Genomic DNA, 20,434 nt, shown 5'->3' with positions numbered 1-20,434 from the left:
AATCCTCGCAAAAATAATCAGCTTATTAAATCAGGGCTTTATTCACTCGTAGTAAAACCTTACGCCGACATGCAGAACGCTCTGTTCCTTACCACTCGAGACACCATAGACTCCAGAGATATACGCATTTTCATCGGAGCCACCGGTAGCCTGATAAATAGCCGAGACATAGGTATCCCAATTTCTATTGATACGATAGTCGTAGGTCACACCAATTTGATTAGCCACGCTGTTATTGAGCTGGGCGTTGCCTTTAAGGTACATGTAGTTTGCATATAACGATGAGTTGGCTGTCACCGGCAGGAGCACACCCATGGCATAAGAGTCGATTGCGGCATGGTTAAAGGTATTTTCAGTCCGGGTATACAACACGTCCCCCGTAACGGACGAAAAATCATAAGCGCCACCCACACCGTAGTTTTTAATCCCGTCATGCCCATCATTGATGGCTTGCTGGCGAGACTCGGTGTAGGCCGCCATTACCCTGAACGGCGCCTGGACATATTTGAGACTGTAGCTCTGGGTTTTCCCGTAGCTGAACCGCCCATTAGGTTCGCCGTCGCCGTGCATCGCACCGAAGCTCAAACCGTTAAAACTGGGGCTGACGTACTTAATTGCGTTGGCCGTCGGGAACCCTGCAGCGATGCGGTTATAGTCAATGGAGCCCGTCGGCAGCCCAAGATTAAAAGGCCCCGCCTGCAGCTGCATCAACGCCACATTACCGAGCTTGTCTCCCCAACGATCAGCCGCTAGGGTTTCAAACATGAAATCCCACTGTTTACCCGCAGTCAGCTGGCCATAGTTAGAGTCAACGCCTGCAAACATCTGCCGAGAGAACGTCCCGCTACCAATGATCTTCAAATCTTCAAGGGAGTAGCCCGACTCTAGCTTTGCGATAACCGCATACCCATCACCCAACTCTTTTCTGGCCTTGATCCCAATAAAGTTTGGCGACAGTCGCCCTTCCTGATAATGGTACTGTTGTTCACCACCGATATTACTGGTGGTGTTCCAACCGATATCCGCCATGACATAGGGCTTGAGATAGTCCTCCGCAAAGGCAGGACCACACGCCACCAGCAAACACGCTACACATCCGAAACGCCGCATGATTAGCCCCTGCATTATTATTATTTGAACACGCGTAAATTTTAAGCACCTTTTTATAGCCCGGCGCCCAAGAATTAAGCGCGATCCAAGCGCCGCTCGCTATCCCCGTAGTTATCGATACTATCCACTTCGTATGCGCTCAAAAAATGCGCCGCGCCCCTATAGACAGTTAATCCAAATAGGCGAAGCCATTATCCACTTCCTGCCTGTTTTTCAGCGCGCCCTGCGGCTGACCGTCAAGTGGCGCATTACTTGCTAGCTTGCAAAATAATCGTGATGATTTGATTAGGATGTGAAAGGGGGAGCTGGTAATGATCTTATTAGACGCAAAGGCTGACACACCGGTCCAACACTTTACTCACATCGACCTCAGCGATGCCAAGACGGCCACGTCATGGATGACTAAGGTATGCGGGCCCCATCGCCTGGACGTTTTGTCGAAAAACCGCATGCACTTTAAACACACCGCCCGTTTACTGCAGGCCGCTACAGTGGGTTACATTGAGTACGGCACCGATGTCACTATAGGTACCGATGCGGAGTACACGCTGGAAAGTTATAGCATTGAACTGCCGATCCAAGGGCGTCAAAGACTGGAGTCACGCCACGGGACCATTTCGTCCGATCACACGAACGGAATTATCCTCTCACCGAATGCTTCGCAAGAACTCCACATATCGGGCAATTGCAAAAAAATTCAGGTCGCTATTCCGCGCGTCCTGATGCGATCGTATCTAGAGACACTCCTTCAAAAATCGGTAAAAGACGATATACAATTTCTGCCCGCTATCAGTAGCGAGCAAGGAGCATCCGCAGGGTGGTGGCGAATAGCACGACACTTCACCGAAGAAGCCTGTCGTGTCGACAGCTTTATGGAAAATAGAACCCTGGCGAGCGAGATAGAGTCTACGCTGGTCAAAGGACTCCTTTTGACGCAGCAAAATAACTATTCAGCTGATCTAAAAAACACACTGCAACTGAACCTTCCAATTTATGTGCAGCGCGCATTAAATTATATCCACGCGCATGCCCGAGAAGACATAAAACTTAATGACATAGTCTCCTATAGCGGAGTATCTCGACTTAAACTTTTTGACGGATTCAGAAAATATATCGGACTGCCTCCCATGTTTTACATTCGCCGCTATCGTCTTGGCGAAATAAGGAAAGCCATTATCCAAGATCGCTCAAACTCCCAGATATCAGGCATTGCTATGAACTGGGGATACACCCATCTAGGGCGTTTTTCTACAGATTACCGAAAATTTTTTGGAGAATGCCCCAGTCACACTGCCAAACGCAGAAACTCTGAAACTCAAATATCCACAACGCCTTTACCGTAAGACACATGCAGCCCCCAGAATACAGACAGGGCCAAACGTTTTCAGCGTCCAACCCTGAGAGTGCTACGTTGTTGAGGAAAACAATTACAGAATAGACAGTGGATAATCGATAATCACCCGAAATTCATCCGCATCACCATCGATTTGGGTAGAGGTGGAACGGTGCCAAGCTTGACGCAACCGAACGGACAAGTTTTTGGCAGGGCCAGCCTGAACAACATACTTAGCCTCCAAATTAGTTTCGTGATGTTTGTCGTTAGCACCATACTCACCGGTGTAAGGGCTATTCGCCGGTGTATGACTGCCATCAATATCGAAGCCATTAGCATATCGCGTCATAAAGCTCAGGCCTGGCACACCATAAGAAGCCATATTCAAGTCGTAGCGTGCCTGCCAGGATTTTTCGCCAGGGCCATTGAAGTCAGAGTACTGAATGGAGTTAGCAAGAAACATCGAGTTACCGCCGCGATTATTGTCACCCACACCGATATAGTCAAACGGTGTATCGCCGTTCACTTTCTGAAAGGACAGCGTGAGGCGATGAGCGGACATAAAAGAGTAGGCAGCCGATAACGAGTACGTATTGTTATCAATAGCGCCTGCGTTGGCGCGCCCCTCATCTGCGGTATGGTAGTAGTTGAAGTCCACGTTCAACGACTGAAACTTGCTTATCGGGATTTCGTAGTTGACATTAGTGTAGTATTGGTCCCAGATGTCCTCCAATTTCGAGGCATACAAAGATGTCGTGAGGCGATCGGTAACAGCGTAGCGACCTCCCACGAAGTCAATGCTCTTGGCGCTGACACCGGCGTATGTGGCCCATAGTTCGCCATCGCGATTAGTCTGATCCTGACTGGTGCTTGAATAGAAGTGTCCAGCCTCCAAGTCCAGCCCCTTGATTTCGCTGGTCATTAGATTGATACCGCTTGCGGTTTGAGGCGTCAGACGCGTCCCCCCCACCGCAAAAACCGGACTGGTTGACGGTTGCATGTCACCAATTTTCAACTCTGTTTTCGAGACTCTGATTTTTAGCGCTGCCCCGCTTTTACCATAGCTATCATGATTACCATCAATCTGCCCCAAGCTGTTGGTAGTGGTCGTCAAGTTGCCCGATCCGGCGTATTTGTCCTGACCATCAAACTTCAGGCCCATATAACCAAAGGCATCGATGCCGAAACCTACTGTTCCTTGAGTAAAACCAGAGCTATAGACGCCCTGCACGGCACCCGTCCAGTCTTTATCGTCGACCGCACCGTCTTTTTTGTTCCGATTGAAGTAATAACTACGCATCAGCAAATCTAACTTACTGTCATCGATAAAGCCTTTCGACTCAGCCTGATCTGTGACATAGGCCGCAGCCGATGCACATTGAATCTGATTCGCGCTTATTGCGAGCGCAATTGCACTCCACATGATAGTTTTCATGGTGGTTCCTTTTTATTATTGTTAGGAGAACATGTCGTTTCACATGTTTAACTATTCAGCGGGTGCCTAAAGAGAAAGGCCCCCTACCGGTTTCAGGCAAAGTCAGCACAACAACTTTAATCAATCCAAACAGGCAGTGGCCTCTATCTCAATCAAAAAATCAGGTAGTGCTAACGCTTGCACCCCGATGAAAGAGTTGGCGGCCGGTTCGGCGCCCTCATAAAATTCGCTTATCAGCGCGCACACATCAGCCAGATGTTCCGGTGAGTGATTGACGACATAAGTTCGCAAGCGCACAACGTCCGCCGGTACAGCACCCGCACAATGCAGTACTTCTTTCAAATTCAGCAGCACTTGACGGGTTTGCGCAAGTAAATCTTGCGCCCCCACCAACTCGCCTTTGGCGTTCCACGCTACCTGCCCGGCCAAGTGCAAAGTGCGACCCGATTGTTGTTCAACTGCGTGAGAAAAGCCAAAGGGTACGCTTGGGTACATTGACGGGGGATTAATTACACGCCTGCTCATGGTTGTTCTCCACTGTTAGTTAACGGCACAGGGCCTGCTGTGCGAACTTCGACAAGTTCGAAAATGTTTTCCCAAGGATCTTTGAAATAACGAAAACTGCTACCCTCAGTCGGACCAGAATCCATTTCAATTCGCTCCAGTACCGTACAGCCGTGCTCTATCAATACCTTGGCGGCCTGTTCAAGGTCCTCCACCTCGATACCCATGTGATGGCTACCAACGTGATTGCTACTCAGCGGCGCGGCGTTGGTGCCAACCGGCCGCTCGTATTGAAAGAGCTCAACCTTGAAGCCATCAGGAAATTCGAGCATGGCCAGGCTGAAGCGGGCCATGGCGACTCCCAGGTGCGTATCGGTCCAATCCCTTCCGGCGGCGTCGCGTGGCATCTGCTCCGCATCCAGCGGTCCCATCTGATACAGAAGCCGGGCGCCGATAACTTTTGTGTAAAACTCAATGACTGGTTCGAGCTCCGAGACGGTCCAGGAAGCGTGATCGACTCGACGAAAACCAATGAGAGACTTACCCATGTGCTAACTCCTCTTAAGGTGCAGTGAAGTGGCCGGCAGAAGGTGTCAGTAATCCCAGTTCCACATGCTTGGCAGACGGAGCCTTGGTCAGCACGCTAACCCCGATTACAACCAATGCATTGGCCAGCATGGCGATCAGGCCCGGCTCCCAATTGGGTAGCGCAGTCGCCAGGTAGGCACTCGACGAAGGCAGCAGCAAGATCATGAAACCCACGATAATCCCGCAGACGACACCCGTAGCCGATGTCCGCTTCCACAGGAAGCCCAGGAATACACCGGGTGCAAGCATTCCGATGGCTGAGTAAGCGCTCAGGAGAATCGAAACCAGCGACCCTTTTTGTGTAAGGGTAATGGCGACGGCAATCGCCGCAAAAACCACCACACTGGTACGGGATATACGCAGCGACTGTTTTTCACTGAGGTGTCGTTTAAAAGGAGCAACGATGTTGCGGCTGAAGATCGAGCCCGCCGTGAGCAACAATACCGATCCAGGTGCCAATGCCAACAAGAAGCCTGTTCCGGCCAACAGGCCTATGACCCACTGCGGGTATTTGTCGGTTACGAATTGCAGGAGTACAGCATTCATGTTTCCGTCGGGTGGTTGAGTTCCCGCTACCAGTGCGGCAAATCCGAGCAGGATAATGAAACCGAACGCCAGTGAGTAAATCGGTTGCCAGATGGCGTTGCGACGAATAGAAGTCGCGCTATTAGCCGAATAGGAAACCTGAAACAGGTGAGGGAAAACCCAATTGCCCAATGCGATGTTGATGGCCGACGTCATCAGCCAGACACTGGTCGTTGGAGAGGTCAGGTCCAGTCCTGGAAACCTTCCAATACCCGGATGAGCAGCTTCAGCTTTCGTAAAGATATCGATCAAAGAACTCGCACCGACAGCGTCTGCTACCGTCCAGGCAAGCACCACGACCAGCACAATCATCAAGATATCTTTGACTGCCGCGGCAAAAGCAGCGGAACGCAGACCGGCGAACAGAACGAATGCAACCATCAAGCAGCCAGCTACGATAGTCGAAGCGGTAGTGGAAAGTGCACCATCGAAGGTCAAGGAAACGATCAGCCCCAAGCTGACCAGTTGAATTTGCACGTAGACAATTAATGCACCTATTCCGATGACACCGGTGGTGATTCCGAGCCAGCGACTGTCATAGCGGTTGGCAAAAAAGTCAGCTTGAGTGATAAGGCCTCGTAAACGTCCGGCTTTCCAGATCTTGGGCATCAGCCAGTATCCAATGGCGTATGACAAAGACACCGAACAAAACGCCAGATAGGCGGGCGCTCCCAGAGCCCACGCGTAGCCGGCAATACCGAACACTGCGAACGTCGTGTAGATTTCACCGGCGTTCACAAACCAGAACAGCAAACCACCAAGACTACGCCCCCCCACCGCCCAATCGGCAAGGCTACGTTTGCGAGCCTGTCGGACACGACCAAAAACGATGGAACCTACGACCGCTATTATTAGAATAAGACTTACAATCAATAGTTTCATCGATGCTACTCAACGTTTGAGTGGGTCTGTGCCAGCAAAAATGCCTGCTCCTCATCTTCGACGCCTGCGCGGCGATCCAAATGAAAAATGACGGCGAATACGATGCTGGAGAAAATCACCCCTAGCATTTGCCAGACCATCGGAAACGGTAGGCCTAGAGGCGCGTAGTCAATACTGTTGGCCCATGGCACTGCAGCCACTTGCCACAAGAACGGCAAACAAAGCATCCACAAATGCGGGCGCTTGCTTTTGCGATCGCGTATGAGCGGTAAGGCGCGTTCGGTCATGATCAATTACCTTTTCATTGTTGTGCAGCGACAGTGCACAATCCGAACCTAAGGCTAAGCCGCGCAGCTGTCAAAATGTTTCTGATGAAAAGTGAACAAACCAAGCAGATACTGGATAAAACCCCTGACAAAATGGATAAATTTTTCAATCCAGTCTAAACGTGCACCGTGACTGCACAAAAAACTTGATTGTCGTGCACTCATAACGTACAAAACATCTATCGCCTGGAGTAACAGAGCGTGCTAGGAAAACGATTGAATGAGTTGCGTGTGTCGCGCGGATTGTCGTTGCGAGCCTTGGCTGCCGAGACAGGATTGTCTGCGACTTTGCTGAGTCAGATTGAAAGAGAAGTGACTGAACCCAGTCTCATGACCCTGCGCAGACTCAGCAGTGTGTTCGGAGAGTCCATGTCGGCTCTTTTCTCCGATCCAAGCGCCCCGAGCGTGTGGATCAGTCGCCCAGGCGATCGAACCACTCTCATGGGCCCCAAGGGTGGAGTGAGCTACGAACGCCTGACCCGGGGAAACGGGCAAATGGAAGTCTTGCGGGCGGTTTTCCAGCCGGGGCAGTTTTCGTCTGAAATCCCGCTGAGGCATCCGTCGCTCGAGAGCGTTTACGTGGTTCGAGGTACGCTCAAAGCCGTCATTGGCGATATGCCTTATATCGTCAACACCGGTGAGAGCATCACATTCGACGCTAGCGCTGCACATCGATACATGAACGAAGGACAAGAGGATGTGGAGATCATCATGTCGATCACCCCTCCGGTTCCTTGATATTTTGAGACCATCCGAAGGTTTTGCAGATGAACAGAAACGATGTTGACTGGTACGGCTACATTCCGGCAATTACCACCCCCTTTACCCGTGAAGGCGACTTGGATCTGAATGGTCTGGCTGGTCAGCTCGAATGGTATGTTCAACAGCGTATGCATGGTGTGGTGCTGGCAGGCACCTCGGGAGAATGGTTCAGCCTGAGCGAGTCGGAACGGGCACAGTTGTTCATTGAGTCTGCACGCACCATCGACGGGCGAATGACCGTGATCGGCAGCTGTAATGCCTTCACTGCGGCTGAAGCCATCCGCCACGCCCATGCCGCCGAACGCGCAGGGCTGGACGGCATCCTGTTAACACCTCCGCCCTACATCGTTCCCAGTGCCAATGAATTGGTGCAGTTCTACCAGGACGTTTCCGACGCGACCAATATGCCGATGTGTATTTACAACTGGCCGCGGGGATGTGTTGTCGATATGGATGTCGATTTGCTGGATCGTCTGGCCGACATCGAAAATGTGGTTGCCATCAAGAATTCGACACCGAATTTCGCGGCTTTTCTCGACGGGCTCTATCGACTGTCGGGCAAGGTTCGTTACTTCAATGTTCCGACCTCAAAGCTCGGCGCGGATCTGGTTGAACTAGGGCACGGCGACGGATTGATGGGGGCTGGTGGCGTTCTGGGAAGCGACCACCCGGATTTCTGGAACCTGATACGCAGTGGCGACAAGCCTCGCGCAATCGAGCTGGGCGAACGTGACCGGGTGATCATGAAAGCTTGGTTCAACAAGGATTTTGCCGGGAACTTCGGGAGTGCCCAAGCCATCCTCAAAACTGCCTTGCGTCTGCGCGGGGTCCCGGCAGGCTTCGTGCGTCGGCCATTACTGGAGCTTAACGAGGTTGAAGTCGCGTCGGTGGCGGCAACCTTGACCAGTCTGGGTATCGAAATCGTTAACCCGACTGCACAGTGAACGCGCTAATGACTGCCATGTCCAAGCAGGCCGAGACTCAGGACACGGTTGACTGCCTGGTGATCGGCGGCGGCCTGCTGGGAAGCGCGGTGACCTACTACTTGGCGAAGGCCGGCGCCACAGTACGCCTGGTTGAGCGCGCGCAACTGAACAGCGCAGCGTCGAGCCAGAACGCTGGCAGCCTGCACTTTCAGCTCGAATACCGCATGATCGAGAATGGTTCCGATGCCGCCCGCAAGGCAGCAGAGGCGATGCCGTTGCACCTTGATGCGCAAAACGCCTGGGCTGGCCTGGAGAAGGAGCTCGGCATGCCAGTCGGCGTCTCTCAGCACGGTGGTTTCATGGTTGCGGAGACGCCTCAACAGATCGAAACCTTGAAGCAGAAAGTGATGCTCGAACGCGCCAGTGGCTTGGACGTAGAGCTACTGGATGGGGCTCAAGTGCGTAGCCGTGCGCCCTACCTCAGTGAACAAATACTGGGCGCGGCATTTTGTGCAAAAGAGGGTAAAGCGGATCCACGCAGCTGCGTTCTGGCCTATGCTGCGGCCGCTGCCCGCCTTGGCGCCCGCATCGATAGCGGCCTTGGCGTAAGCACACTGAATTATGAACAAGGTGTGTGGCGAGTGCATTTCAGTGACGGAAGCGAATGCCTGTCTCGCACACTGGCAATTACCGCCGGTGCCTGGTCAGGAAGAATAGCGGCCATGGCCGGCGTCAGTCTGCCTGTCAGTCCAGTCGCGCTGACCATGACCACGACCGTGCGCACTTCTCCTATGATCAGCCATCTGATTCAACACGCCGGGCGCCGTCTTTCCCTCAAGCAAACCAGCGACGGCAACATCCTCATCGGCGGCGGCTGGCCGGCCCGGTTGCATCATGTCAATGGCGTGATCGACCTGGATCGCCGACCCGAGCTTTTAATCAGCTCACTGACTGGCAATATGAGTGCCGCGCTGGCGGTGGTCCCAGCGTTGAAAAAACTTTCTATCCTGCGGGTGTGGACCGGTACAACGGCCCTGGTAGCTGATCAACTTCCGCTGCTGGGTGAAGTTCCCAAAAGTCACGGTTTATACATTGCTACGGGAGGGTCAGCTTTTACTTTGGGCCCCACCTACGCACGACTGCTCGCCGAACGCATTCTCGGCCGACCCGCAACGCTGGACATCACTCCTTTCGATCCACGCCGCTTTGGGAGCCTGACCCTTGCCTGATTCCAGACGCATCGAGCCCGTGGCGGATTTGCGCCCTGCCCCCATCCAAATACTCGTGAATGGGCACAAGACGTTGTGTTATCCGGGTGAAACTGTAGCGACCGCGTTACTAGGTGCCGGTGCTCGCGGCTTCCGCCGCAGTGTGACCGGCACCTTGCGCATACCGGTATGCAACATGGGTGTTTGTTATGAATGCATGGTCAAGATTAACGGACTGGAAGCCCAACGCAGCTGTATGACCCTCGTTAGTCCGGGAATGTGCGTAGAGGTGACCGATGAAGCTTGAAACCCTTAACTATGACCTTGTAGTGGTCGGCGCAGGGCCGGCTGGTCTGACAGCGGCACTTCTGGCCAGTGACGCCGGATTGCACGTCGCTGTCGTTGATGAACAGGCCGCGCCCGGTGGACAGATTTTTCGCCAGCCTCCCTCGACCTTTAACGCACCCCCGAGTAGTGCATTTGCCAGTTACCCATTCGGACAAAAACTGCTTGAGCAGGCACGCAACAACATTCGTATAAAATGGTATTTCTCGACCTGTGCCTGGGGGGTCTTCCATCCTGAAAAAGGTGGAGTTCAACTGGCGATTGTCGAGGGAGAACACTCTCATCTGCTTGACTGCAGCAAACTACTGATCGCTACAGGCGCGTATGACTTACCCGTAGCGTTCCCTGGCTGGACGCTCCCTGGTGTAATGACGGCTGGGGGAATCCAGACGCTTCTTAAAAGTCAGTTTCTTTGTTCGGCACAGCGTTATGTGCTCGCCGGATCCCACCCGTTGTTGCTGTTGCTGGCGGGGCAACTCGTAGACGCCGGCGCGCAGATCGAGGAAGTAGCCATCGCACGACCTCGACCGAAGGTTCGTGAACTATTGGCAGGCTGGCGCGCACTACCAGGTCACTGGCGGATGTTTGGTCAACTTGCAGGAATACTTTTCAAGTTATGGCGCAAAGGGGTGCCCTTGCGTTTTTCGACTATCGTCACCCGAGCTCAAGGCGAGGAAGGCGTAGAACGCGTTACATTAAGCAACGTCGATATCAACTGGGCCAGCCTGCCAGGTACCGAACGCCATCATTTCGTCGACGGACTTGCCATCGGCTATGGCTTACTGGCGAGCACCGAACTTGCCCGTCAGGCCGGTTGCAGTGTCAATTGGAATCCCGAGCGAGGTGGATGGGTTGTCGATCATGACGACACGATGCGCACCTCTCTGGAAGATATCTACGTCGCCGGAGAACCTTGCGGTGTAGCGGGTGCCGAAATGGCTCATTGCCAAGGCAGACTGGCGGGCACATCTATTGTCGCAGCACTGAGGCCTGACGCTACGCTATCCGCAGTACCCGCTCGTAGGGCACTGGGACGTGCAAAGCCTTTCGCAGATGTTGTTGCGACTTTTTTTGCGCCTCGTCTGGATGCACTTACGAAACTCGCTGATAGCGAAACGCTGATTTGCCGATGTGAAGACGTAACCGCCGGTCAAGTGTACGAATTTCTCAAAAAGCATCCCCATGTTTCCTCGGTCAACAGCGTAAAACTCGCGTGCCGTAGCGGCATGGGCGCATGCCAAGGTCGTTATTGCCAACATACTGTTGCACATTTGATATCGACTGAACGGAATATCGCTGTCAATCAGACCGGTGCCTATACCGCTCAAGCACCGGTCAAACCAATCCCGCTGGCTAGCCTTGCACTCGTCCACCAGGACTAAGCAGCTTGCGCTGTCATCCACACAAACCATTTTTTTGCTGACAAGTAGCGATGAGTATCAGGCCAAAACACAGGCCTGATTGAGCTGAAGAAATGGAGCAAGGCCAGCGCAAGCGATTGTCAAAACGACGCTGGGTGGTGGGCTTGTCCAGACACCGTAAAAATCGGTGAAAGACTTCCTATAAAGAATGGAGGTCCGACACAAATGAGCATTTATGTTTCTAATCCGCATACCCCACAGTCGATACAGGGGTACGCATGAGTACACCTTCTAAAAACAACATGTACGACGCTCTACCCTACTGTTTTCTCCTTGCCAAAAATTATAAATACCTGCAGGTGAAGTCATGAATATCAAACAAAAGCTGACCTGGGCGTTTGCCGCTATCGCGTGCGTGCCGGTCATTCTGGTGGCCGTGCTGGTCGTGTTGAATCTGCGTGAAGGGGCCGTGACCAACTTCCTCGACAGCAGCGGCCGCGAGATCCGCCAGATCGACAATGGCATGAAGCAGTTTTTCGACGGCATCAGCCAGAACGTCGAATATTTCGCCAAGGATCCGCGGATCAGCGCGGCCAGGGACCTGAAAAATTACAGTGGTGCCGGCGCGGCACAGATCCCCCTTACTGAGACCAATCGACAGCTATTGGAAATCTTCGACAGGTTCGCCAAAAGCCATCCGAACACCGCGTATTTATCCGTCGCAACGGATGACGGCGGCTTCGCCGGTTGGCCTGACGACAAGACCATAGCCAACTACGATCCACGCGTGCGGCCATGGTACAAAACCGCGATGAGCGCACCGGGCACCACCCTGCGTACAGACGCCTACTATTGGGCACCCGATGACGTGACGCTGATCTGCACCGTGCACACCATTACTGACGCGAACGGCAAAATTGTGGGGGCAATGGGGATTGATGTGTCGCTCCATCAACTCACCGAACTGGTCAAAAAGCTCAAGCTGGGCGACAGCGGCTATCTGATGCTGGTGGAAGGCAACGGCAACGTGCTGGTGGACGCCAGCGATGCCAAGCACAACTTCAAGCCCCTGGCCGAGCTCGGGCCTAACTACGCCGAACTGGCCAAGCGCGGCGACGGTGTGACCCAAATCGACATCGAAGGCGTGGCTTTCATGGCTAACGTGGTCAGCTCCAAAGACCTGGGCTGGCGCTTTATCGGGCTGATCAAGCGCGATGAAGTGATGGCCGGCGCCACCCGCCTGACCTGGCTGATCGCGGCCATCGCTGCTGCATTGGCCGTGGTGTTCGCCCTCGTCGGCGCCAGTTTCGCCAGCATGATCGTGCGCCCGATTCGCGGCGTGGCCGACGGCCTGCAAGAGATCGCCGAAGGTGAAGGCGACCTGACCCGCCAGCTCAAGGTGCAAGGCAAGGACGAAACCGCCAGCCTGGCCGGCTGGTTCAACCAATTCCTCGGCATGATCGCCCAACTGGTGCAGCGCATCGGCAACGCCTCCTCGGACCTGCAGAGCGCCGCCGCCGACACCAGCGAAGTGGCCCGCAACATGAACCAGGCTGCCGGCCGCCAACGCGAAGCCGTGGAGCTGGTGAGCACGGCGTTCAATGAAATGGTGGCCACCGCCAACGAAGTCGCGCGCTCCTGCAGCGCCGCCGCCGTCAGTGCCGACGAAGGTTACCGCGACGTACACGACGGCCAACAGCATATCGGCGAAGCCACCGGCAGCGTGCTCAAGCTCAGCGAAGACCTGCAGAAGTCGACCCAGACCATGCAACTGCTGGAGCAGGACAGCAAGAACATCAACACCATCCTCGACACCATCCGCTCAATTGCCGAGCAGACCAATCTGTTGGCGCTTAACGCGGCCATCGAGGCCGCACGTGCCGGTGACCAGGGCCGAGGCTTTGCGGTGGTCGCCGACGAGGTCCGTGCCCTCGCCCGGCGCACCGCCGACTCCACCGGCGAAATCGACAGCCTGCTGGGCAACCTCGCCCGTCGCACCCAGGAAGTCACGCAGCAAATGCAAGGCAGCCTGCAGGTGTCCCACACCAGCGTGGAACGGATCCAGCAGGCCCGCGACAGCTTTGACAAGATCCGCGGATCGGTGGACTCCATCCGCGACCAGAACACCCAGATCGCCACGGCCGCCGAGGAACAGCACCAGGTGGCCGAAGAGATCAACCGACACATCGCGCAGATCCATGCCGATGCACAATTAGTTGAGGGTTTTGCCGTCTCGGCGAAAACCGGATCGAGTCGGTTGACCGATATTTCCGGTCAGCTCAAGGGGTTAGTTGGCCGGTTCAAGTTCTGATTCCTACTTCCCCGCAGGCGCCACAAACACGCGACGCCTGCACGTTGGATAATCAGTTTAAAAGTCTGGGTAAATCGATTGCCGCTCTGCGATCGCTTTTGAGTAGCCCACGAAATGAAGTGAACTCACCGAGCTGGTCGACCGAGTAGATAGCTACCGTAATTAGCTAGTCCTGATTCATAGATAGTCGGTGAGGGACCTACCTGCAAGGGATGGAGGTCCGCTGCAGATGAGCGTTTTCATTTTTGCTACTTGAGCCATGGCCTCATTGCTCCAGTTCGCTCCAGGATCCGCCCGAAGACGAGCGATCAACTGCTCTATGGGGTCTGAAAAGCCGGAGATTTGCGGATTTAGGGACGACAAAAGCAGAGGTCCCAATTGGGAGGCCGCGATGGATAGTTGCGCGCTATTTCGAAGATGCCCATTCATTGGCTGAGAGCGGGATTGTTCGTGACGGGTCAGCACCCGCTTGATCTGAGATTTACGCAGAGATTCGAGCAGATCGAGATTTTCTTCGCCGGGAATGCCGAAGACATATTTCACGCTTTCATTTTCTAGACATTGCACGACGATATCTGCGGCCTTTGCCATTTCTACTTACCTTAGTGATGAGACGACGGCGTCTTTTTTGCTAATCGGAACAACACAACAAGCTGATCAAAAGACCCTGTCACGTGGCCCGACACAATGATTTTTTGGGCTAACCCACGTAGGGCTGAGCAACTCGCGCATCCCGCTCGCCACTGTCGTCCAGCGCTTTGGCAACGAGTCCGCTGCGCAGACAGCGATTGATGAAGTTCTGGACGTACTCAGCAGCAAGCGCTCTGCCTTTCGGAACAGCCATCGCCTGACGAATTTCCGTAAAATTGTCACTCAACACCCTGACGCCTGTCGTACTTCGGGCGAAGCGCTCCAGCGGCTGACGAACACCTGCAGTTGCATCGAGGCCAAGCTTCAAGAACTCGTCAACGGCGGCGGCTGAAGTGGTCGCTCGAACCAACTCGGCATTTTTCAACGTCCGGGACAAGAACAGGTCATAGGCCGCTACCCTACCCACTGCGATCCTGCAGCCGCCAGCGTCCAAGGCAGAAGCGAGCTTAAACATGCTTTCCGTTCGCACCAGATAGGTTCCATCGATGCAGACGTAGGGGCTTGAGAAGGAAATTTTCTCAGCCCTGACTGGCTCAATGGCGAGAAACGCAAGATCCCAAGCTCCTTCCTCAAGTGCTGCGAAGACCTTGCCGGCGGCGTCATAGGCGGTCAGTGAAATAGCAATTTCAAGCTCATCAGCGAGTGCATTGGCCAACACGACCGACACGCCAGAGAAAACCTGGGGTCTTCTCGTCAAGCTTCGCCAGTACAGGATTACCGAGGTTAATTGCAACCCGCAGCTTTCCCTGTGGAGCGATATCCTTTCGTACGGCGGCAAGATCAAACTCCACGGCTACTCACTCCTCTCTGTTTCTAATTTCTCACCGGCAGCTGCATCCCGACTGACAATACATTTTCCAATGATCAACACCATTGCCACACCAACGGCGCCGGCACCGTAATGAGCCCAGGCCGGTACCGCCGGCAGGCTTATATCAGTGATCGCCATACTGCCCGCGATCCAACCGAGCAATGCAGCTCCAAGGGTGATGACAATCGGATATCGATCCATGAAATGCAGTACCAACTTGCTGCCCCAGATGATGATCGGGATGCTGATCACTCACTTGCCGTTGCTCAGTAAGCGCCTGCTCGGCGACGCCCTGGGCTAGATAGATCGACTGCTGCCACACAGCGACAAACTCTTCCGCTACCTCGATCGGCAGTGTCGGTAATCGGCTCGCACCGTTTAGTCTTTCAGCTAGGCGCGCCCACCATTGATCGAGCAGTCCGCCAACCCGGGCCGGGCTCCCACGACCCAGATGCAGGCGTACACGTTCGACCGTAGGCCGCTCACCGCGCGCCAAGACCGCGTCCGCAGCCGCAAACACATCATTTTCCGGCACGCCTACCGCCATGGTTCACCTCGGGCTATATTAGGTCTGATAATAGAATGTTATCCGACGTTATCTTTCACAATATGGATTTAAAATACGTTGGACGTATTAAATATTACGAACCAGATTTCGCAGGTCGACGAAACGCCGTTGGACCTGCATTTTCTGACCCTCAACGCACAGGAAGCAGCTGCAGCTTTCATTGCCGCCGGCACGGCGGATAACACTGTGCGTAGCTATCGCAGCGCCCTTGCCTATTGGTCGGCGTGGTTACGACTGCGCTACGGACACGCGCTAGGCGATGCGCCATTGCAAGCCGCAGTGGCGGTCCAGTTTGTGGTTGATCACCTCGCCCGTCCGACGGACGACGGCAGATGGGTGCATTTATTGCCAGCATCCATTGATGCTGCGCTTATCCGCGCAAAGGTCAAAGCCAAGCCCGGTGTGCTGGCCTACAACACCGTCAGTCATCGACTTTCGGTACTGGGCAAATGGCATCGACTGAATAGCTGGGACAGCCCCACCGATGCACCGGCGCTCAAGAGTTTGCTACGCGAGGCACGCAAGGCGCAGTCACGCCAAGGGCTATCGGTGCGTAAGAAGACCGCCATCGTACTTGAGTCTTTACAGGCACTGCTGGCCACCTGCACCGATGGTCTTCGCGGTCAGCGTGACCGCGCCCTCCTCCTACTGGCCTGGAGCGGCGGTGGCCGACGGCGTTCTGAGGTGGTGAACTTACAAATTAGCGATGTACGCCAACTGGATACCGACACCTGGTTGTATGCGCTGGGTGTGACCAAAACCAACACCGGCGGGGCCCGCAGAGAAAAGCCGCTACGCGGTCCCGCAGGCGAGGCACTTACAGCTTGGCTGTTGGCAGCACCAGCGGAAACAGGCCCCTTATTTCGACGTATCTATAAAGGAGACAAAGTTGGGCTGACGGGTCTGTCCGCTGACCAGGTAGCGCGGATTGTTCAGCGCAGAGCCAAATTGGCAGGCCTCGAGGGCGATTGGGCGGCGCATAGTCTACGCTCAGGATTCGTAACCGAGGCGGGTCGTCAGGGTGTTCCGTTGGGTGAAGTGATGGCTATGACTGAACACCGCAGTGTGGCTACGGTGATGGGCTACTTTCAAGCGGGTGCATTACTCGAAAGTCGAGCGACAACTTTATTTAAGTCGTCAATAGTAAATGAGGAAAAGCTCCCCGCGGATCCGGATGTAGGGGGACAAGAAGAAGCCAGTCCTCTCTTGGGGGGGGAGTGATCAGCTCAGTCAGGAACTCGCAAAGTTAGTCAAGGCTATAAGTGCCGAGTTCAGAGCCACCTAATAACTTAAACTTTATTACCAATAACGAGATTTCGAATAATCGGCCGTACACTCTATGAAAATTAGACTGATAAACGACCGCTAAAACATATACAAATAAAATGATGCTGCATTCTATAAAATATTGATAGTCAAGTGAAATTAAACAGCTATCTGGAGCCAAATTTAAAGTCTCGGCAAAAAATACGCTGACCGACATCCCTTTCAAGTCGAGCAAACAAAATATCTATCTTGCTACCAGGAATACGTTTAAACCCCCCCAAAAAACCATGTAGATATTCATAATCAGAAACATCACAACACCCAAAATATATTGTAGGAATAATGGATTCTGAGGATGGAAATGAAATATTTACCACTCCGGCAACATTTGCGATGGTGTCTATTTCGCGATCTGTCAATAGGTCCATCAAATACGCTACCATGAAGAGACTTCCATATTTAGCCCTTGCGCCAGAAACCTCTGCCCCATATTTGATTGAATCAGCATAAGATGTAACGCGCTCGAGAAACGGAACCGATCTTGAGCCAAACGTGTAATGTGCCACTCCTGCTCGGGATCTGAACGTACGAGCCATTAGAAATACGTCAAATAATTTCGCAAACAATTCTAATTCAGTAAGTGAGCACTCTTTTTTACGTTTGGAAATCCTATGAGACAGGTTAAAACACAATAGAGAGAGTCGTTCGACGTTAATAGTGGGCCTGGGGTGCATGGCATGCACGTTCTGTACAAACGCATCCCATGATTTAGAGATGGTAGGGGCTTGTTCCAAGCTAACAAGTTCTTCTCTGTGATAAACGCAATGCACGGATTCTCTATAACACCAGCTTTTACGCCACCCTGGCAATTGACCAGAAGCAATGTCTGCGCTTAGGCAACTCTTACAAAATAGCGTACGACGCGCCCAGCTAACTAATTTATGGGTTTGTGGCGCAAACGTTTTTGTAATTACTTTACTGCTCAAGCCGGTAATTAGAAGAGCATTTTTGGCAAAATCAGAGGAAAAATCGAAGTCAAAATCAATACTATGTGGGACCGGGCCGTCCCATAATATCTTCACTTTTGGTAGAATAATTACCCGATTGATATCTATGACTTTTCGCTGAAGAGAAATACGGTAGAGCCATGAGCTAAGGGTCTCATCCTTAAAAGGACTAACACACTGACTCAGGAGCTTCATCAAAAGCCCCATGGGTCAGCTGTAGCGCTTACGATGCAGGCTTCATCTATACGCTCAAGTCTGCGCATCAACGCATAACAGCCGGCAGAGCGTATTAAATCTATAACCTTATCCATCCGACCGCTTGTAGAAACCAATATTAACTGTGTCAATTTTTTTTCATAAAGCCTAGATGGCTCTTTCAACGGAAGACACTGCTCCAGCCCTAATAAAAATGATCGGAAGTTTTCGCTTTCCGACCAATCATCCAATAGAACCTCAGTAAATCTCCTTTTGGTTTCGATTTTTGCATTTAGGACTCTTCGTGCCCCAACTGCTCCAAATGCGAACAGTTTCATTCCGTAGGGGTCGCTAAGCAAGGTTTTCAACATCGACCCGTTCATTCTCTGCTCATGCTTGCCAACGAGCAGAAGATCGTGAAACTCATCTATGACAAGCCCCCACTTTGACCTTAGGCTTAGCACTTCCACAAGTTCTCTAGGCAGTGAGACTGATGATTTTCCGCGCAAACCCGCAGATGAAAGAGGGACGCCTAATTCTTTGTATATTTCAGATTTTAAATCCTTTTTCCGCTCAAGTTCGTCAGGGTCGGCGGCCATATTTACAAAGATCAATCCGCTGCTATTCGTGATTCTATTTTTAATTTGCCTGACAATTGCCGTTTTGCCTGTTCCGCCCACGCCACTCACTAATAATGCTGGAGCAGTAATCCGCTTCGGAGCCATTTCGATGTTATTCATAATTTGGAATATTTTTTCACTAGGAGAATAGTCTATCCATATATCTTGCAGCATTATTACTTTCCTAGCATCAACATCTAAATCTAAATAATGCTTAAGATCCTGTCTAATATGATCAGCTGCCATGACGCTTGCCTCCGTTGAATGGTTTAGGTGGTCGCGTGTAATCTACATTTGATACATTTTCAGCGGCCACATGGGGGCTTGGGTGGGCAAGATGGTATTCTTCCTTATGGGCCTTCGATCGCGCGGCAAGCTTTTTACTCTCGCCTACTATTCCCTCGGCCTCACGATAAGAATCAACTACTGCCAGATCGGTAAACGTCCCAGGGATCTTACGACCACTAAAACATAAGCTTGCGCGATACTCTTCAAACGTAAGGTCAGGCTCGCTCAAATCCGAAAATGGTACTGGGATGTAGCTACTATCAACACGCAGCCATATTTGGCTTAGTGAAAAAGGGTCATATTTAAAAATTGCTTTCTTTGCTCCAATATGAGGCTCGAGGATTGGATCCCAATAAACCTTTCCTTTAAATTGAATACCGTATGGATGTACATCTCGCGTGTCAGTAGGCATAAACTGTAGTCGGAACTGATGCGGATCTGTAACGATCGGAGGATATGGAGTTATACCCGCTGGCTTAAAATAACTATTCCAAGCCTCGGTTGGAGACTCCCCTAGCCCAGAGTGTACTTTATTGTGATATTCAAATACCTGCAGACAAAACCAGCGACTAAACTCTCTGAATGTCATGGTAGGCGCAGTACACTTACTTAAATCTTTCCGCGCCCTTGAATCTGACATTGTTGTGCCGTTTAAAAGATGAACCTTATTCATCATCGTGCCGATATAGCGCTCCACATGTCCTCCATAATGTTTCGCTCCAAGGGGGCGGTGGTCGTAAGCAATTTGCGCCTGGGTTAACGCCGACAGAAACTTAACGCTCGTGAACTCACCGGCGTTATCCATATAGACAATCGCTGGCACACCAAAAAAAGGATAAGCGTATTTAGCAAGATCAAGCCTTTCAAGAAATTCATTTTTCATTAACACTGCGTGAGACATAGCCGAGGCCACAGAGACAGCGCTAGGAGAATGCAGACTTAAATAGTACCCCAGCAACACACGCGTATTCACATCTATTACTACTGTTAGCCATGGACGACCTATAATATGAATGCGGTCGTTTGCAAGCAAAATAATATCTACAAGCGTGTGATCCATTTGAACTAGCTCTAAAGGGCGTCCCGTTTTGCGTTTTCCGGGTCTAGCAGCGTGCTTTTGAGTTGCAACTGCCTTCCCTTCACGTAACCGGGTTACCTGTCGTGCGGTGAGCGTGGCCTTTATTCTTCTCACAACAGTCCGCTGACATGGACTGGCGATTCCCATCTCCATGCATGCGATCTGCACATCATTCCAGACAGTCGACAGTGGAATACTTTCCTCGTTTTGGAATTTTGCGATGGATTTCATGATTTCAACTTGTGCGAGCTCCGACAGCCGACTCACTCCTCGC

The 20,434-nt window shown here is 52.5% G+C and carries 19 protein-coding genes and 3 pseudogenes; 9 read left to right on the top strand and 13 right to left on the bottom strand.

The window, feature by feature from the left end; translation table 11 throughout:
* Nucleotides 1–42: 42 nt before the first annotated feature.
* Nucleotides 43–1,110 (bottom strand): porin, encoded by a 1,068-nt coding sequence (locus tag HU722_RS14785; protein WP_186754810.1) that lies wholly within the window; start codon nucleotides 1,108–1,110, stop codon nucleotides 43–45.
* A gap of 311 nt (nucleotides 1,111–1,421) precedes the next feature.
* Between HU722_RS14785 and HU722_RS14780 the strand changes: the two genes are divergently transcribed.
* Nucleotides 1,422–2,453: an AraC family transcriptional regulator gene (locus tag HU722_RS14780; RefSeq protein ID WP_186754811.1), complete on the top strand. Its 1,032-nt coding sequence runs from the start codon at nucleotides 1,422–1,424 to the stop codon at nucleotides 2,451–2,453.
* A gap of 84 nt (nucleotides 2,454–2,537) precedes the next feature.
* Here HU722_RS14780 and HU722_RS14775 read toward each other — a convergent pair whose 3' ends face one another.
* From HU722_RS14775 to HU722_RS14755, 5 genes are all read right to left on the bottom strand, one after another.
* On the bottom strand, nucleotides 2,538–3,878 hold the full coding sequence (locus HU722_RS14775) for an OprD family porin (protein WP_186754812.1): 1,341 nt from the start codon (nucleotides 3,876–3,878) through the stop codon (nucleotides 2,538–2,540).
* 120 nt (nucleotides 3,879–3,998) lie between these two features.
* Nucleotides 3,999–4,403: a RidA family protein gene (locus tag HU722_RS14770; protein WP_078824002.1), complete on the bottom strand. Its 405-nt coding sequence runs from the start codon at nucleotides 4,401–4,403 to the stop codon at nucleotides 3,999–4,001.
* Nucleotides 4,400–4,930 carry a VOC family protein gene (locus HU722_RS14765; RefSeq protein WP_186754813.1) on the bottom strand — a complete coding sequence of 177 codons (531 nt, stop codon included), beginning with the start codon at nucleotides 4,928–4,930 and terminating at the stop codon, nucleotides 4,400–4,402. The genes HU722_RS14770 and HU722_RS14765 overlap by 4 nt, the downstream gene beginning before the upstream one ends.
* Nucleotides 4,931–4,943: 13 nt before the next feature.
* A complete protein-coding gene (locus HU722_RS14760) occupies nucleotides 4,944–6,437 on the bottom strand; it encodes a sodium:solute symporter family protein (RefSeq protein ID WP_186754814.1) in 1,494 nt (497 codons plus the stop codon).
* A 5-nt stretch (nucleotides 6,438–6,442) separates the two neighbouring features.
* The gene (locus tag HU722_RS14755; RefSeq protein WP_078823999.1) at nucleotides 6,443–6,724 is read right to left on the bottom strand and encodes a DUF3311 domain-containing protein; all 282 of its coding nucleotides are present in this window, start codon (nucleotides 6,722–6,724) and stop codon (nucleotides 6,443–6,445) included.
* A 255-nt stretch (nucleotides 6,725–6,979) separates the two neighbouring features.
* Between HU722_RS14755 and HU722_RS14750 the strand changes: the two genes are divergently transcribed.
* The 7 genes and pseudogenes from HU722_RS14750 (at nucleotide 6,980) to HU722_RS29255 (ending at nucleotide 13,676) form a co-directional block, all read left to right on the top strand.
* Nucleotides 6,980–7,501, top strand: coding sequence for a helix-turn-helix domain-containing protein (locus HU722_RS14750; RefSeq protein ID WP_189683743.1), 522 nt, complete (start codon nucleotides 6,980–6,982; stop codon nucleotides 7,499–7,501).
* 29 nt (nucleotides 7,502–7,530) lie between these two features.
* Nucleotides 7,531–8,469, top strand: a complete 939-nt coding sequence (locus HU722_RS14745) for a dihydrodipicolinate synthase family protein (RefSeq protein ID WP_186754815.1) — start codon at nucleotides 7,531–7,533, stop codon at nucleotides 8,467–8,469.
* Between the two features lie 17 nt (nucleotides 8,470–8,486).
* Nucleotides 8,487–9,680, top strand: coding sequence for an NAD(P)/FAD-dependent oxidoreductase (locus HU722_RS14740; protein WP_225930623.1), 1,194 nt, complete (start codon nucleotides 8,487–8,489; stop codon nucleotides 9,678–9,680).
* Nucleotides 9,681–9,699: 19 nt separating this feature from the next.
* Entirely contained in the window at nucleotides 9,700–9,966 is a 267-nt protein-coding gene (locus HU722_RS14735) for a (2Fe-2S)-binding protein (protein WP_225930703.1), read from the top strand.
* Complete coding sequence (locus tag HU722_RS14730; RefSeq protein ID WP_186754831.1) at nucleotides 9,956–11,386, top strand: FAD-dependent oxidoreductase; 1,431 nt, start codon at nucleotides 9,956–9,958, stop codon at nucleotides 11,384–11,386. The genes HU722_RS14735 and HU722_RS14730 overlap by 11 nt, the downstream gene beginning before the upstream one ends.
* 346 nt (nucleotides 11,387–11,732) lie before the next feature.
* Nucleotides 11,733–12,815 (top strand): annotated as a pseudogene (locus HU722_RS29260) (HAMP domain-containing protein); the annotation flags it as partial.
* Between the two features lie 6 nt (nucleotides 12,816–12,821).
* Nucleotides 12,822–13,676, top strand: a complete 855-nt coding sequence (locus HU722_RS29255; protein WP_437182535.1) for a methyl-accepting chemotaxis protein — start codon at nucleotides 12,822–12,824, stop codon at nucleotides 13,674–13,676.
* Between the two features lie 177 nt (nucleotides 13,677–13,853).
* Here HU722_RS29255 and HU722_RS28865 read toward each other — a convergent pair whose 3' ends face one another.
* The 4 genes and pseudogenes from HU722_RS28865 to HU722_RS14700 all read right to left on the bottom strand — a co-directional run.
* Complete coding sequence (locus tag HU722_RS28865; RefSeq protein ID WP_225930622.1) at nucleotides 13,854–14,267, bottom strand: thiamine pyrophosphate-binding protein; 414 nt, start codon at nucleotides 14,265–14,267, stop codon at nucleotides 13,854–13,856.
* Nucleotides 14,268–14,376: 109 nt separating this feature from the next.
* A pseudogene (locus HU722_RS14710) lies at nucleotides 14,377–15,118 on the bottom strand (transporter substrate-binding domain-containing protein).
* Between the two features lie 2 nt (nucleotides 15,119–15,120).
* Nucleotides 15,121–15,339, bottom strand: a complete 219-nt coding sequence (locus tag HU722_RS14705) for a TerC family protein (protein WP_225930621.1) — start codon at nucleotides 15,337–15,339, stop codon at nucleotides 15,121–15,123.
* A gap of 52 nt (nucleotides 15,340–15,391) precedes the next feature.
* Nucleotides 15,392–15,685, bottom strand: a pseudogene (locus tag HU722_RS14700) (DNA-binding protein); the annotation flags it as partial.
* 78 nt (nucleotides 15,686–15,763) lie between these two features.
* Here HU722_RS14700 and HU722_RS14695 point away from each other — a divergent pair.
* Nucleotides 15,764–16,927 (top strand): site-specific integrase, encoded by a 1,164-nt coding sequence (locus tag HU722_RS14695; protein WP_225930620.1) that lies wholly within the window; start codon nucleotides 15,764–15,766, stop codon nucleotides 16,925–16,927.
* Between the two features lie 212 nt (nucleotides 16,928–17,139).
* Here HU722_RS14695 and HU722_RS14690 read toward each other — a convergent pair whose 3' ends face one another.
* The 3 genes from HU722_RS14690 to HU722_RS14680 are packed head-to-tail and all read right to left on the bottom strand — an operon-like array spanning nucleotide 17,140 to nucleotide 20,391.
* On the bottom strand, nucleotides 17,140–18,174 hold the full coding sequence (locus tag HU722_RS14690; protein WP_186754835.1) for a TniQ family protein: 1,035 nt from the start codon (nucleotides 18,172–18,174) through the stop codon (nucleotides 17,140–17,142).
* Nucleotides 18,174–19,040 (bottom strand): TniB family NTP-binding protein, encoded by an 867-nt coding sequence (locus tag HU722_RS14685; protein WP_186754843.1) that lies wholly within the window; start codon nucleotides 19,038–19,040, stop codon nucleotides 18,174–18,176. Before HU722_RS14685 ends, HU722_RS14690 begins: the two co-directional genes overlap by 1 nt.
* Nucleotides 19,030–20,391, bottom strand: a complete 1,362-nt coding sequence (locus HU722_RS14680) for a TnsB C-terminal domain-containing protein (protein ID WP_186754845.1) — start codon at nucleotides 20,389–20,391, stop codon at nucleotides 19,030–19,032. Before HU722_RS14680 ends, HU722_RS14685 begins: the two co-directional genes overlap by 11 nt.
* Nucleotides 20,392–20,434: the final 43 nt, after the last annotated feature.

The organism is Pseudomonas tritici (assembly GCF_014268275.3).
In the GTDB taxonomy this organism is placed as follows: Bacteria; Pseudomonadota; Gammaproteobacteria; order Pseudomonadales; family Pseudomonadaceae; genus Aquipseudomonas; species Aquipseudomonas tritici.
This window is presented reverse-complemented; position numbering and strand designations above follow the sequence as displayed.